The organism is Staphylococcus gallinarum (genome assembly GCF_000875895.1).
GTDB classification, from domain to species: Bacteria; Bacillota; Bacilli; order Staphylococcales; family Staphylococcaceae; genus Staphylococcus; species Staphylococcus gallinarum.
Genome location: NZ_JXCF01000026.1, coordinates 145,290 through 161,095, shown reverse-complemented (window position 1 = coordinate 161,095; position 15,806 = coordinate 145,290). Strand labels below are relative to the sequence as shown.

The following is a 15,806-nucleotide window of genomic DNA, read 5'->3' as shown; positions in this document are numbered from 1 at the left end:
TAGCAAGTTATAACACTGTCATTAATAAATGATCTATTTATAAAACTGTCTATCGGTTCAGCAAACTTACGCTCACATATCAGCAACTTATTGTAATTATATTCAACTTATATCGAACTATGACGCCACAAAAAATAATGGTAATCCTTGTTAGATATTTAACAAAGAATTACCATCATTTAATAGATATTATTGAGTTATTTGTTTCGTAATTTCATCTGATAAGGCTCTGACTCCTGATGGTTGTAAATGAATGCCATCAGAAGCAAAGTATTCAGTATGTCCTTTCGAACGTTTATACCAATCAACAACCTTCACATTTTTATGTTCTTTTGCTGCGTCTGCAATCAATTTATTTACATGTGATTCATAACCTCTCGGAACACGTGTATTGACGAGATAAATATCTGCCTTATCAAATTGACTTATTAATTCATTTAATTGTGCTTTAGAAAAGTCACCATTAGTTCCCAATTCTAATACAACTTTATTACCAGCTTTATTGTAACTTTCATATTTTTGTTGAATCAATGGCGTTGCTTCGTATAAATTACGACCAACTTTACCATCAATTTCTGCATTTGGTACACGCTCTGTAAAATACTCTCCGATATCTACCATAACAGAATCACCAATAAGCAATGGCTTGATATCTTTATAGACTTTGTTAGATGTACTATCTTCTTTATGTTTCGCATCATCTTTACTGTTATTTGCTGTTTTACTTTTGCCGTCCTTTTTTTGTGAAGAAAAGCTTGTTGGTTTGTGTTGTTGTTGATCCTTCCCTAATTGATCAAATGCACCAGCAAATATAAACACTGTTGGTACTAAAATAATAGATAATGCGACTGTCCTAACAAAGGACACCCGTTTAAATCGATTGAGTGAGAAAGCTTTAAAGCTATATTTTCTAAATGGTGTCTCGATGTATCTATATGATAATTCTGCCAAGATTAATGTAGTTATGATATCCAATACATACACATAAATTGGTATTTGCCCTTCCACATAATAGGAATGGATAAAGCTTATTACCGGAAAATGCCATAAATATAAACTATAAGAACGTTTGCCAATATATACAAATAGCGGATTACCAATTACCTTTGCAAAATATGCTGATGGGTGGACAACACTCAATATCACAAAAAGAGTCAACACTGATATAACATAGAATCCACCGTTGTAAATCCAATCACTATTGTCATCAACAAAAATAAATAACATGATAATAACCACTGTACTGACAATTCCTAATCCATCAATTGTATGTGACAAGATACGAGGTGGATTAGCTTTCAATTTAAATGGTGGCCATAAAAATGCGAGTAGGACACCAAGCAACATCGTTTGTAGTCTAGTATCAGTACCGAAGTATACTCTAGAATGTTCCATATGAGGTTCAGAAATTAATACCATTAACAACAATGAAACTAATGAAACAATCCAAAAAATCAAGGTTATATTTCTATATTTCTTAACTGTTAATAGTAATGTGATCAGGACTATTGGAAAAATTATGTAAAACTGCTCTTCTATCGCTAGTGACCACAAATGTTTTAATGGCATAAATGCAAACTGTTCAAAGTAGTTTACATCAGTCATAATATACCACCAATTGGATACATAAAATATTGCTGCAAATGCATCATGCTTAATATTTACGATTTGATCTGGTTTTAAAATCAGTGTCATCATAGATACTACGCCTACCAACACAAAAACGGCAGGTATGAGTCGTTTCATTCTACGTAACCAGAATTGCTTTAAATTGATACTTCCAGTTTCTTCAAACTCTTTCAGTAATAGACTAGTAATTAAATAACCAGAAATAACAAAGAAAGTATCTACACCTAAAAAACCACCCGTTAGCCACTGTTTATTAAGATGGTAAATAATAATTGCTAAGACCGCAATTGCTCTTAAACCATCAAGGCCAGGCATATAACGTGTATGACGGTGTTTGTTCATTCCCAAATTTGAATCTCTATTCATTTAAAATCAAACCTTCATACTCAAATTTTAAATCTATTTATGCATATTTCATCCATTTTACTAAGTTATTGTAATACTTTTGTAATGTAACTGCAATTAATTTAATAATTTTGCACGATAATAATATTTAATATTTTTGTAGTTATAGATTATAATTCGCATTTTAAATAAACTCAAACATTTTCATTCTTTCACTGAACAGTGGCAAATCGTAACTATATTCACTACGAAATATACTTAACTCAAACTACTCACCCCACTAAATAGAATAAAAAAAGACCAACTAACACACCTTTAAAAATCTAAGATGTGTTAATTAGTCTCAAACAAGATATTTATTCACTTCTTTATTAGCCAATGCCTAACGCAATTTTAGCGTAGCGAGACATCATATCTTTGTCCCATGGTGGACTCCAAACAATATTAACCTCTGTATCTGAAATCTCAGGTATTTCAGCTAATACCATTTTAACTTGGTTCATAATTTGCGGTCCTAGAGGACATCCCATTGAAGTCAATGTCATTTCAACCGTACATAAACCGTCATCATCCACGTCGACATTATATACTAAACCTAAGTTTACAATATCAATTCCTAACTCAGGGTCAATTACCATTTCGAGTGCATTAAGTATGCTATCCTTTAATCCTTCATCCATTCGTCTCACCTCTTCGTTATTAATGATATTAACAATATATCAAATATCTTACAAAACGCCAATAAAATGCTATGATATTCATACACTATTATTATAACTTAAGGAGATTTTAATGAAACCTTTTTTAATATGTTTAGACTTAGATGGCACATTGTTAAATGATGATAAAGAAATTTCACCTTATACAAAGGAAGTACTAAAAACGTTACAAGCGCAAGGACATAAGCTTATGATAGCTACCGGTCGTCCATATCGAGCTAGTCAAATTTATTATCATGAACTTAATATGGATACACCTGTCGTTAATTTTAATGGTGCTTTCGTCCATCACCCTAAAGATAATAACTTTAAAACAGTACACGAGGTATTAGATTTGGACTTGTCTAAGAGCATTATCCAATCTCTAAATGACTATGGTGTATCTAATATTATTGCTGAAGTTAAAGATCATGTATTTATTAATAACTTTGATCAAAAATTATTCGATGGCTTCTCTATGGGAACACCAAAAGTAGAAACAGGCGATTTACTAACAGCATTAACTGAATCACCTACATCAATACTTGTGGAAGCAGAAGAAGTAATGATTCCACGTGTTAAACAAATGTTAACAAGATTCTATGCAGAGAATATCGAGCACCGTCGTTGGGGATCACCGTTCCCAGTTATTGAAATTGTCAAACAAGGTATCAGCAAGGCAAAAGGTATTGACTATGTAAAACATCATCTAGACATAGATCGTAATCAAATTATTGCCTTTGGCGATGAGGATAATGATTTAGAAATGATTAAATATGCGAAATATGGCATTGCAATGGACAATGGCCTTGATGAACTAAAGCATGTTGCCAATGAAGTTACTTATTCTAACAATGAAGATGGCATCGGTAGATACCTTAATACATTCTTTGAATTAAATATCCCGTACGAAGCAACAATTAAATCTAAAATATAATGCATTATTTTTGCTTAAAGGAGGTTGTTGACTGTGTCTAAAATAGTCGTTGTAGGTGCTGTAGCTGGAGGCGCGACGGTCGCAAGTCAAATAAGAAGATTAGATAAAGAAAGTGAAATCATTGTCTTTGAAAAAGATAGAGACATGAGTTTCGCTAATTGCGCATTGCCGTATTATATTGGTAATGTTGTCACTTCAAGAGACCTCGTTTTAGAAGCAACACCTGAACAATTTTATGATAGTAAGCAAATCACGGTAAAACCCTATCACGAAGTCACTGCAGTAGATACAGCTGAAAATAAAGTCATTGTTTACGATAAAAAGGCTGAACAATCCTATACAGTTGAATATGATAAGCTCGTATTAAGTCCTGGTTGCAGTGCTAATCATCTCAATTTAAATAGTCCAATTGCCTTTACTTTACGTAATATGGAGGATACTGATGCTATTTACCAATTTATTGAACATCATCAAGTACAAAATGCATTAGTTATTGGTGCTGGTTACATCAGTTTAGAGATATTAGATAATTTATACGAACGCAATATTCAACCGATGTTAATTCATCGTTCTGAACATATTAATAAATTAATGGATTCCGACATGAATGAACCGATTATTGAAGAAATGGATAGACGCGGTATTCCATACCGTTTAAATGAAGAAGTCGTAAAAGTCGAAGGTAACGAAGTACATTTTAAATCAGGTGCTGTAAAAACGTTTGATTTAATTATTGAAGGTGTTGGGGTTAAGCCAAATTCAGCATTTTTACAATCATCTTCAATTCACTTAGATGAACATGGTTACATTCCAGTTAATAATAAATTCGAAACTAATATTCCTAACGTTTATGCTTTGGGTGATATTATTACTTCACATTATCGCCATGTGGACTTACCTGCACATGTGCCTTTAGCATGGGGAGCACATCGAGCTGCAAGTATCATCGCCGAACAACTAGCTGGTAATAAGAAGATACTATTCAAAGGCTATTTAGGTTCAAATATTGTTAAATTTTTTGACTATACCTTTGCAAGTGTTGGTGTTTCACCATCTGAATTAACTCACTTTAATTATAAAATGGTAGAAGTTTATCAAAATGACCACGCCGGTTACTATCCTAATAACCATAAATTACATTTACGTGTTTACTTTGATAGTAATACTCGACAAATATTGAGAGCTGCTGCAGTAGGTAAAAGTGGCGTAGACAAACGAATCGATGTCTTGTCTATGGCAATGATGCATCAGTCTACTATAGATGATTTAACAGATTTTGAAGTGGCATATGCCCCACCATATAGTAGACCGAAAGATATTATCAATATGATTGGTTATAAAGCACGTAATCTATAATTTATTGTTCGTCATTTGTACTTAAATCACTCGTAGCATGGTTCAACTACCACATCATTTTTTATATAACCATGGACCTTAAGAAAAATTGAATAAGTCATACTAAAAAGTACTCATCCTAATCGATTATTTAAGCAACTCCTTACAACGACAGTCAGTGTAACTGAGACGTATTGGCTTGCTCATAATCAATGGATAAGTACTTTTTTGTTTAGGTTATGTTAAATCAATTGCATTAGGTTACTCTACTTATAATGCGATTAATTTAAAGTCCAAACATTTTAGTAATAGGACCTTGAGGTAAAATGACTCCAATCACCATAGTAATAATGATTAATACAATCGTTGTCCACATCATACCATGACTTGGTTGTCCTTTTTTCCTTTTGGCAATTGTTACTTCCATTAGTGCCACAACAGCAACACCACATAACATTTTTAAAGTAAGTAACATATGGCCACCTGCGTTGTCTGCACCAAATGCTTGAATCCAAATCCAAAATCCTGAAATTAAAACAAATACCATAATCAATCTCAAGAACATATGAATCGGTTTAAAATAAGGCGTTGGACCTTGCTTCTCTGAAAAATTAAAATATGCTGCAAAAAACAAGATAATAGCAAGTACCCATGATGTAATATGAATATGTAACATAAAATCCCCCCACATGTGATTTAATTTGATTCATATCATGCAACAGTGAACTTTTTTATATTAAAAATCACTGCATCAATTTGTTCAGTAAACAAAAATATGCTATCTATATCATACGCAATACAGATGTATATTTCAAAAGGTAATTTCGTTGTACAATAATTTTAAAAATAAACTTTACTAAATTCACTATCAACATAGACGCAATTATACAGATTAAGAGATAGTATTCGTATGATATGGTTAGCACAAAATCAGACGCTTTCTTATAGAACCATTAATCGCTTTAGAGTGAACCCAATTATGAAGCAATTGATCAAGTCACATTTTATAAATTTCAGAAACACATTAATGCTATAATCAGTGAAAAATTGATAAAGAACTTGTTTTGGGATGCTTGAAGGCTATTTTAGGATTCACTCGCATATCACTTCGAGGAATAACAAGGTCAAAACATGAACTTGGACTAGCATTAATGGCTATCAATATAAGAAAATAACAGCACTTAAGTGCTAATCAATTTGATAATAATAGAAAAATCGATGATTTCTACTATTTCATAGTAAAAATCATCGATTCTATTTTAGTCTGAAAGACTAATCTCCAGACTCTATATTTCTGGAATTTATATCTAAAATGCTTACTAAATTATTTAGCGATAAAGTTCGTTAATGTACCAATATTATCGATTGTAACTTTGACTTCATCCCCTGGTTGTAAGAATTGTGGCGGATTCATACCTGCACCAACACCAGCTGGCGTACCAGTTGCAATAATATCCCCTGGGTGTAATGCCACGTATTTTGAAATTTCTTCTATAAGTTCGTCTATTTTAAGAATCATTTGACCCGTATTTCCATCTTGACGAATTTCATTGTTTACTTTAGTCACAATATTCACGTCTTCAGGTGTTGGCAATTCATCTTTCGTAACAATGTATGGTCCAATTGGGCAACCACCTGTTAAACTCTTAGATAGGAATGCTTGGTCTTGCGCGTTTTGCGCTTTACGATCTGTAATATCATTGATAATTGTATAACCATATACATAATCTAATGCTAAACCTTTAGGTATCTTTTCACCTGATTTACCAATAACGATACCAAGTTCACCTTCGTAATCTAGTTGATCTGTAATGTCTTGGTGATTTGGTATTGTGCTGTTATCTCCTGTCAATGACGATGCCGCTTTTGTAAATACATATAAACGCTGTACTTCATGGTTTAATTCATTAGCATGTGCTTGATAATTGCGTCCAAATGCAATGACATTGTTCGTTGGTGTAACTGGTGGCAAGAACTCTATATCTGAAAATTTTACTTTATATGCATCACCATTTCCACTGTCTTCCGCAGCCACTACAGCTTTACGTACTTGTTCTTGGAAATCTACGACTTGGTTTTGTTGTAAGCCATTTAATAATGTTTTAGGATGAAACTCTCCTTCAGCAAAATCAGCAAAGACTTTCTTTAAATCCCATGCCGCTTCTTCACGCTTTACTTTCACACCATAAGATGTCTGTTCATTATGTCTGAATGATAGGAATTTCATTCAATATCAGCTCCTCATCTTTATCTTATTACATATTATAACTATATTTACCTCTTAATAACAAATAAATACCCAGTTCTTGTAAAAAAAATCAGTACGCTTACATTTATGCAACCTTTACTTTAAATATGTTACCTTTCGCCATAACCATTCGATTGGGCCCTGCTTATACTGCTTAAGGTAGAAATAGCACATAATAAGTTGTATCGCATAAACAACGACAACTATGAGATAGGACTGATAAAGTGCTAATTTATTAAATAATCCCAGTCCAAATCCCATATAAATTAAAGTAAAGATAATACTTTGACTTAAATATACCGACAGACTGAGTCTGCCCGGATATTTAAAGACACTTAAAATTTGTGCTGAACGACCATATTGACATAGTACAATAAAGATTAAGATATAACCGGCTGCTACGATAGGTCCACCAACCATAGAACTCACATTAATTAGTGCATTATTCCCATAGTCGATTGCATGTGGTAACTTAATTAAATAGCCACAAACAACCAAAATACTTGCTCTGTAAACCATTTTTGATTTATTTTGCCTTACTTTAGCTATTAAATCCGACTTTTGTGCTGCAATACCCAATAAAATATACGGTAAAAACTCAAAGTAAGATGAAGTGGTAACCACATCTAATATACGGAAAATATATTCTTTAATATTAATACCTAAAAATGCAGAATAACCACCACTTTGGCGTATATTTATTAATTGTCCTAATGTCTTACCAGTAAAATTAGTTACCCCATAAGGATCTGTAAACCAAGTTATTAATGAAAATGGAATAACCAATAAGATGACCTTTAAGCTAAATAGAATAATAGCTAACTTAACCAATTTTCTTGGACGCCATTTTATGAATAATACAGCTATCATTCCAGTAAATGCATATCCAAATAATATGTCACCTGAAAATATAAACAAACCATGAACTAAACCTAATATAAGTAAAAATGACAAACGCCGATAAATAAATGGGTAATATCTTAAATCTTTTGTTTCACTATTGGCATACATTATTGCTAAACCATAACCAAATAAAAATGTAAAAATAGGATAAAACGAGCTGATTACAACTAAGGTAATCAATCTCAAAATCCATTCATCTAGGCCTTTATTAATGATATCTGGTAAAAATGCTTGTTCATAAGGTAAGCTAAAACTTAAAATATTCATCAATATAATACCTAATAAACTAAAGCCTCTGAGAGCATCTAATTCAAATAATCTTTTACGTGATGACAATTTCATAAGCTCCTTTAAGTTATTATCATTAGTCGATTGAAAGCTGACCAAATTTGAAGAAATATAGGTAGCCTTTTACATTAGTATTCAATATTGTTTCCAAAGTATTTCGATAATACGTCATTTGTACTTTATAACGAGACTTTAATTGTTCACCAATTTCCTCATCTGACATACTACGTCGTCTATTAAACGCATCAGTCTTGTAATCCACGAAATAATATTGACCATCCTTTTCAAAAATCAAATCAATCATCCCTTGGATAATCGATGCATCCTCATCTCTTATTTGTTCATGGTCAACCTCGCGTTGATTAACTACAAATGGTAATTCTCTATATATGGCATCACTATTTGTTATCATGCAATATAAATCACTGTTGATAAAGTGCAAAATGTCAGCCATTTGAATATCTTTTTTAGCATCTTCAGGAATGATATTTTTAGCAATCAAACTATCGATATAGTCATTTAATGCTGTTTCATCTAGGCCTTCTTGTTGAAATGGAAGATGTTGCATCACTGTATGCATTAAGGTACCAATTTCATTTGCTTTACGCTTTTTATTATGACTTAAAAATGCAGGACGTTCATATGATAATGAGCCTATCTTATATTGTCTCACTCGATCATAATTGGTATCTGTTTGCTCTGTTTCTAATTGACGTTTCAATTCAGATACAGACTGCTTAGATGGTTTATGAACTGCATGTGGGTGTGCATATTCATATGTCATTTGATGTCTTATTTGATCTTGTAAACCGGTATAATTATTGTTCATTTGATAAATATCAGTAACCGTTCGCTGTTCAGTAACATCTTCAACAATTTCAGATGCAATATCTTCATAGAATTCCGTATTTAATTGGACATACGGTTTCATAGCCTCATCCACATCATCAATATTCGCCTCAAAGCGTAAATCTTTTGGTAATGATGTAGATTGATATTTTGCTAAAATTGGATAAATTAAATCAAGTGGTTTTTGTGCAGTAAGTCTATAACTAACAGGTAGATGACTACCAGAAACAGAAACTTCTTCGTATTTCGTAATATCCTTTTCATCCTTTACGCGACCGATTAAATATAGTTGTTCTTTAGCACGTGTTAAAGCAACGTAAATCAAACGCATTTCTTCTGATATTAATTCCTTTTCAGCAATGGCCTTATATGTCACTGAAGATAAAGATGGGTACGCAATGTGTTGTTGTACATCATAATAACTCATCCCCAAGCCATAGCTTTGATTTAAAATTGTAGCCTTCTGTAAATCCTTTCGCGTGAATTTTCGTGATAATCCGGAATAAATAACAAATGGAAATTCTAAACCTTTACTACTATGAATCGTCATCATTCTAACTACGTCATCATTAGGTCCGATGACATTTTCCTCACCAAAGTCTTTTCCTCTGTCGATCAATTCATCAATAAAGCGAATGAATTGGTATAAACCTCGAAAACTTGAATTTTCAAATTCTACTGCTTTATTAAATAAACCATGTAAATTCGCTCTTCTACCTTTACCACCAATCATTCCACTAAAATACTGAATAACATAATGGTCATTATAAAATTTATCAATTAATTGATATACCGGATGGTGTTGGCTATAGTTTTGATACATTGCTAAATCTGCTAAAAATGCATTTAGTTTTTCTACTAATTTACTATCCGCCTGCTCACTATTAAGATATTGTTGTATAGATTGATAAAAATAGTCATCGTTCGGACTTTCAATACGAATATTGGCTAATTCATCTTCAGTAAATTGATATATGACTGACCGCATTAAACCAACCAAATAGATATCCTGTAATGGATTGTCTACAGTTCTTAAAAATGACAAAATGAGTTGGACTTCAGATTGTTCGAAATAACCTTCCTTACTGTTTACATGGAATGGGATATTGTGATCTTTAAATGCTTGTTGAATTTTTCGTGCTTGTCCATAAGATCGTTCTAAAATAACAATATCTTTATAATTTGGCTTGCGATAACGTCCAGTTTTTATATCATATATCTCTTGTTCAGTCATTATATTTTCAACTTGTTGCACAATATATTCCGCTTCTTGTTCAGCTGCACTTAAATCTGACCCTTTATCTTCAATTAACATATTCATTTGTATATGATGTGAAGTCTCATCAAATGGTGCTCCATAATAAAGTTGTGCAGCATCATCATAAACGATTTCCCCTACCGCTTCATCCATCATATGTTTGAATAAATAATTCGTCGTTGTTAGCACTTCTTTACGAGAACGGAAATTTTGAGATAAATCTACGCGCAAACCATGTTCCGAACCATCAACCGTAAAGCGATTGTATTTATCGATAAATAGACTTGGATCTGCCTGTCTAAATTTGTAAATCGATTGCTTTACATCACCAACCATAAATAAATTCCCATCGGCTTCATTGCCACGTTTGATACAAGAAATAATTTTTTCTTGTACTCGGTTCGTATCTTGATATTCATCCACCAATATTTCCTCAAATTGTTGGCGATACATTTCTGCTATTTCAGAAGGCGTGCCATCTTCAGTTAACAATATTTTCAATGCAAAATGTTCATAATCAGAGAAATCAAGTAAATTTCTACTACGCTTTTTCGCATTAAATTGCTCGATAACATCTGCGGTCACTTCTGCTAAATAAGCCACTCTTGGCGCTAATTGTTGCATATCATACATTAACTCATCTGCAGTTCTCGTATAGTAGTCTAATTTCACCTTAGAAACTAATTCTTTATAATGATCATAATGCTTCTTACCGTCGTCATAAGCATCTAACATCATTTCATTTGCTTCTTTAACTTTCTTTGTTTTCGATGGGAAACGTGGCTCAAATTGATGGTTACTGATTACTTCTGTATTTAATAAGCCGCCTTCTATCGCTGCAGACATAAATTTACGTTCTCTCTCAATAATATCAACTTGTTTATCCACTTCCTCTAACATTGAAAATAGATCATAACTTTTATTTAGCGCTTCTAATGCTGATTTCATAAATATCATTGCCACATGGTTTAAAAGTTCTAATAACTTTTCTTGTTCATTCTTATTCTCGTATGGTTCAGATAAATTTTGTAACCACTCAAAAGGATTGGGGTTAGCTACACTAAAAAAGTACATATCTTTAATTGTTTGGCGCAATTGATCATCATTTCTGTCGGAAGATAATTGTTCAGTTAAATCAACAAAACTAGGATTCAACACATCATAATGTTGCTCTAGCACTTCATCAATCGTTTGCTCTAATAATAAAATGTTTTCTGCTTCACTACTTGTTCTGAAGTTTGGATCAATATCAAGTACATCATAATGATTTTGAATTAATTTCAGACAAAAACTATGTAGTGTTGAAATTTGAGCTTGATGAATTTTAATTCTTTGGTTTTTTAAATGACTATTATTCGGATCCTCAAGCGATGCTTCTTGGATACGTTGATCCACACGTTGCTTCATTTCTCTTGCACTGGCATTTGTAAATGTCACAACTAATAATTTATCAACATCAATATTGTCATTTAATATTCGCTGTATGATACGTTCTACTAACACTGCAGTCTTTCCAGATCCTGCAGCGGCAGCAATCAAAATATCTTGACCTTTGGCATAGATACTTTTCCATTGATTATCAGTCCAACGCGACTCCGCTGGTTTTACTGGGATTGGATTCATTCAAACTCACCTTCTTCTAGTTCAACATTTTGCACTTCTTCTAATGGATTTATCGTTTCGTCAACAGTTCTATAACGTTTACTATCAATCATGCCATCCACATGACACACAGACTTATAATTACAGAAGTCACAAGGTAATGTTTGATTATACTTAAGTGGCGCTACTTCGGTATGACCGTCCATGATGTCAGTTGCTGTTTTAACAAAATTAGCTTTATTATGCTTGATTAACTTATAAATTGTATCGGAATCCGCTACTTTACTACCGCTTCTATATCCGCCATCCTTTTTCATTGCAACAGGAATAATATCTGAAGAATAGTTTGGTTCCATTCGATTATCGAATGCTTCTATTACAGAAGTGTCGTTATTTACTAAACCACTTAATTTAAATGAGTTGATAAACTTTTCATTGCGTTTATCTTCATCTAATTCATTCCATGCTAATTGGAGACGCGGTTCGTGCACGTGGAAATATAGCAATCCCCCTGGTTGTGTCAGAGGATTTAAACCTAAGCGTTGTTTATTTTGTAATACAATATCCATATATGTCATCATTTGCATTTGCATGCCATAGTATACTTTCGTCAAATCCAAAGTACCACTATACTTAGATGACTTATAATCAATAATGTTTACAAAACTTTCATTATCGTGATTATACGTATCAATACGATCAATTTGCCCACGAATATTGATTGGAATGCCTTGCTCCGTAATTAATGGCATCGCTTGTAAATCTTCCGGATTTCTAGGATTCTTTCTAAAGCTCGCTTCAAACCTTTGAGGCTTGAATTCACTGTAACTACCTTGATATTTAAGTGCAGTTAACGTTGTTTCAACAATAGCGCCTATTCTTTGTGATAGATAACGATAATATGCGGTTGAATTTAAAAGATTGAACTGTACCGCAGGCAGTATTTCAGTCAAAGCATCATGTGTTAACTTTCTAATTTGTGTTAAATTTAAATTCTTAAAATCTCCATTAATTTTCTCAGATATGAGCTTTAATACTTGATGGAAAATATCACCTAAATCAAAGTTTTCTAATTTGTATTTTGTACGTTCATTTAGTCTTAAACCATGTGATGTGAAGTGTTTAAATGGACATGCTTGATAACCTTCAAATCTAGATACACTCGCATTAATTTGCTTTCCATACAAAGCTTTAGCTTGTTGCTGATTGAGTTGCACTGTTTCATTATCAAAGGTGAGTGCCGAAACTAAGTAGGCTAGTCCATCATTGAGTCGTTCATCATCCCTCATAACTTGATATGTATCTAACCAAGTATCAGCGACAATTTCATCATCTAGCCAAGCCTTTAGTGATTCAAACAAGGCAATTTTAGTTTGATGCGGATGTTCCATTAATGTTAACGGTTGGGCTTGATGCATGTGATGAATATTTGTCACTTCTAAATTATGGTATAACTCCATGATTTGATTGATAAACGGGCTTCGTTCCTTTTGATCTCCACTTGCTCCCATCAAGGCATAAGAAAATGTGATTTTCGCTCTACTTCTCGTCATGGCAATATAACAAACAAATGCTTCATCCATTTGTAAAATGTCAGCTGTAGGACTTAATTCTAGATTAGACTGTGCTTGAAAATACTTCTTCTCATCATCAGTGATCAGACTTGATGATGCTACAGTTTGTGGCATAGTCCCATCATTTACACCGACCATATAGACATGTGCCTTATTATCTACTTTTGCTAAGTCCATTGTTCCTATACTAACTTGATCAATCGTTTGAGGTATCATCACAAACTCCAATTGATCTAAACCGACATCCAATAATTCTAAAAAGCGTGATTGTGTCAACGTATTATCACCAAATACTGTGACTAAATCATCTAACGTCTGAATCAACCCATTCCATAGTTGATCAATTTCTTCTGCCTTTCTATGTTCCTCGTTCGCGTCAAACTGATCTCTCTCAGTCATTAAATCACTCGGTAAATCAAATGCTTCCATTGCTTCATAAAATGCAGTTGCAAACTCTAGCGCTGTGTTCGCCTGGCTTAAACGTTGCTCAAACAATAGAATTTTATCCATTACATAAGATTTTAATTGAATCACACGTTCAAATGTCTCTCGTTCACTATCAGTCAATGGTTGACGTTTCAATCCCATTTTCCTAAATTGATCAACTTGGAAATAACTATCATCCATCCAACGTTTTCCATAAATTCCTCGTTCAAGTACGAAATTTTCCAATATATCAATAAGATAACTACTATCTTTATATTGCTTTGTTAATACATTTGTTTTTAGCAAACGCATAATCGGCTCAAAATTCCAATTCGTTTGAATGACTTCAATGAGTGAACGAATCATTTCCATAATTGGGTGATGCGTCATTGACGGTTTAATATCAATATTAAATGGAATATCAAATTGCGGTAGAATAGATTCCAATAAATAAGCATAACTATCATCTCTATAAAGTATGGCTATATCTTGAAAGCGAAGTCCTTCTTCTCTAGTTTCCTTTAATATGCTTCTTGCAATTTCATTAATTTCTTCTCGCATAATTGACGCTTCTAATATTTCAACATTATCCGCTACATTTTTAGGTTCGAATTGCAAAGCATTAAAATGGTGCTCTAAATGCGCTAAGTCTTCATTTTGAAAACGATGTTGTTGCGTGAAGCGTTGAATATTTAAAGGTATATTAAGTTCGTTTGCTATATCTTCAAGATGCGTCAAGGATTCCGATGGCTTTCTAAATAAACTAAATGGATCTTTATCACCATCAGTTGTTAATAATACGGTTACCTTTTTAGCATGCTTAACTAACCCTTTAATAATTTGATATTCTAAAGTGGAAAAGTTATGGAACCCATCTATGTATATTTCAGTACGTTTCAACCTTTCAGACTGATCCATTAATGTTATAAATCGATTTAAACAGTCCTCAGTTGAGACAAATTCACCGCTAATTCTATCTTCTAAATGTTTATAGATTAACGCTATATCTTCTAATTTATGTCGCGTTCGTGTTTGTAATGTATTTTCTGAGATGTATGTTTCAAGTTGTACAGGTGAGACGCTATATTTTTTAAAGTCTTGAATTTGTTCATATAACTTTTCACTAAAGCCATAATACTTAACCTGTGAACGATATAATTTCAATTCTGCCTGATGCTGTTGAATAATGTCATAAATCATCATTTCAGTACCAGTTTTTGTTAATTGTTGTTCCATTAGTCCCCCAACTTCTTGGAACACACGATAACTTAATCTTTCAAAGTGCAATACTTCAGTTCTCAAACTACCATTAAGTTCTGGATCATTTACAAAGGCTTGTTCAAGTTGGAAGGTATTTTGTGTTGGTGCAATTAATACAATTGGATCACCTAGTGGACGTTCTTTCATCTCTTGGCGAATTTCTTCTAACATTTTATATGATTTTCCCGTTCCCGCTCTTCCAATAAAGGCATTAAATTCCATGACATATCCCACTCCTTTGACCATATTTTAACATATAATATATTGTGTATCGTTTATCTTTTTAATAATTACTCCAATTGCTATAACGTTTAATTTGAAGCTATAAGTTAATAACCATTATCTATAGAACAAAGTTCATTATATGATCAGTCATTCAACAATCATAATTTAACTTACTAATTTAAACTTCAAAGTTTCTCTCAAATAAATATTGAATGAAAGGACAAGCATT

At 32.8% G+C, this 15,806-nt stretch carries 9 protein-coding genes; 2 read left to right on the top strand and 7 right to left on the bottom strand.

Annotated elements, in window-relative coordinates; genetic code table 11:
• Positions 1-189: 189 nt before the first annotated feature.
• Positions 190-1,995, bottom strand: a complete 1,806-nt coding sequence (locus tag SH09_RS11550; RefSeq protein WP_042739800.1) for an acyltransferase family protein — start codon at positions 1,993-1,995, stop codon at positions 190-192.
• Between the two features lie 350 nt (positions 1,996-2,345).
• On the bottom strand, positions 2,346-2,654 hold the full coding sequence (locus SH09_RS11545) for a metal-sulfur cluster assembly factor (RefSeq protein ID WP_042739799.1): 309 nt from the start codon (positions 2,652-2,654) through the stop codon (positions 2,346-2,348).
• 112 nt (positions 2,655-2,766) lie between these two features.
• Here SH09_RS11545 and SH09_RS11540 point away from each other — a divergent pair, with 112 nt between their 5' ends.
• Positions 2,767-3,609, top strand: coding sequence for a Cof-type HAD-IIB family hydrolase (locus tag SH09_RS11540; protein WP_042739798.1), 843 nt, complete (start codon positions 2,767-2,769; stop codon positions 3,607-3,609).
• A gap of 33 nt (positions 3,610-3,642) precedes the next feature.
• Positions 3,643-4,965, top strand: a complete 1,323-nt coding sequence (locus tag SH09_RS11535; protein WP_042739797.1) for a CoA-disulfide reductase — start codon at positions 3,643-3,645, stop codon at positions 4,963-4,965.
• A 265-nt stretch (positions 4,966-5,230) separates the two neighbouring features.
• On the opposite strand, the gene SH09_RS11530 is transcribed toward SH09_RS11535, so the two are convergent.
• The 5 genes from SH09_RS11530 to addB form a co-directional block, all read right to left on the bottom strand.
• Positions 5,231-5,620, bottom strand: coding sequence for a YisL family protein (locus SH09_RS11530; RefSeq protein ID WP_042739796.1), 390 nt, complete (start codon positions 5,618-5,620; stop codon positions 5,231-5,233).
• A 648-nt stretch (positions 5,621-6,268) separates the two neighbouring features.
• Complete coding sequence (locus SH09_RS11525) at positions 6,269-7,171, bottom strand: fumarylacetoacetate hydrolase family protein (protein WP_042739795.1); 903 nt, start codon at positions 7,169-7,171, stop codon at positions 6,269-6,271.
• A 117-nt stretch (positions 7,172-7,288) separates the two neighbouring features.
• Positions 7,289-8,437: a DUF418 domain-containing protein gene (locus tag SH09_RS11520; RefSeq protein ID WP_232154868.1), complete on the bottom strand. Its 1,149-nt coding sequence runs from the start codon at positions 8,435-8,437 to the stop codon at positions 7,289-7,291.
• A gap of 22 nt (positions 8,438-8,459) precedes the next feature.
• Positions 8,460-12,113: a helicase-exonuclease AddAB subunit AddA gene (gene addA, locus SH09_RS11515; RefSeq protein WP_042739793.1), complete on the bottom strand. Its 3,654-nt coding sequence runs from the start codon at positions 12,111-12,113 to the stop codon at positions 8,460-8,462.
• A complete protein-coding gene (addB, locus tag SH09_RS11510; RefSeq protein ID WP_042739792.1) occupies positions 12,110-15,574 on the bottom strand; it encodes a helicase-exonuclease AddAB subunit AddB in 3,465 nt (1,154 codons plus the stop codon). Before addB ends, addA begins: the two co-directional genes overlap by 4 nt.
• Between the last annotated feature and the right edge of the window lie 232 nt (positions 15,575-15,806).

Coding starts and splice junctions, on each gene's coding strand:
- SH09_RS11550 (WP_042739800.1), bottom strand. CDS start 1,995: ATGAATAGAGATTCAAATTTGGGAATGAACAAACACCGTCATACACGT.
- SH09_RS11545 (WP_042739799.1), bottom strand. CDS start 2,654: ATGGATGAAGGATTAAAGGATAGCATACTTAATGCACTCGAAATGGTA.
- SH09_RS11540 (WP_042739798.1), top strand. CDS start 2,767: ATGAAACCTTTTTTAATATGTTTAGACTTAGATGGCACATTGTTAAAT.
- SH09_RS11530 (WP_042739796.1), bottom strand. CDS start 5,620: ATGTTACATATTCATATTACATCATGGGTACTTGCTATTATCTTGTTT.
- SH09_RS11525 (WP_042739795.1), bottom strand. CDS start 7,171: ATGAAATTCCTATCATTCAGACATAATGAACAGACATCTTATGGTGTG.
- SH09_RS11520 (WP_232154868.1), bottom strand. CDS start 8,437: ATGAAATTGTCATCACGTAAAAGATTATTTGAATTAGATGCTCTCAGA.
- addA (WP_042739793.1), bottom strand. CDS start 12,113: ATGAATCCAATCCCAGTAAAACCAGCGGAGTCGCGTTGGACTGATAAT.
- addB (WP_042739792.1), bottom strand. CDS start 15,574: ATGGAATTTAATGCCTTTATTGGAAGAGCGGGAACGGGAAAATCATAT.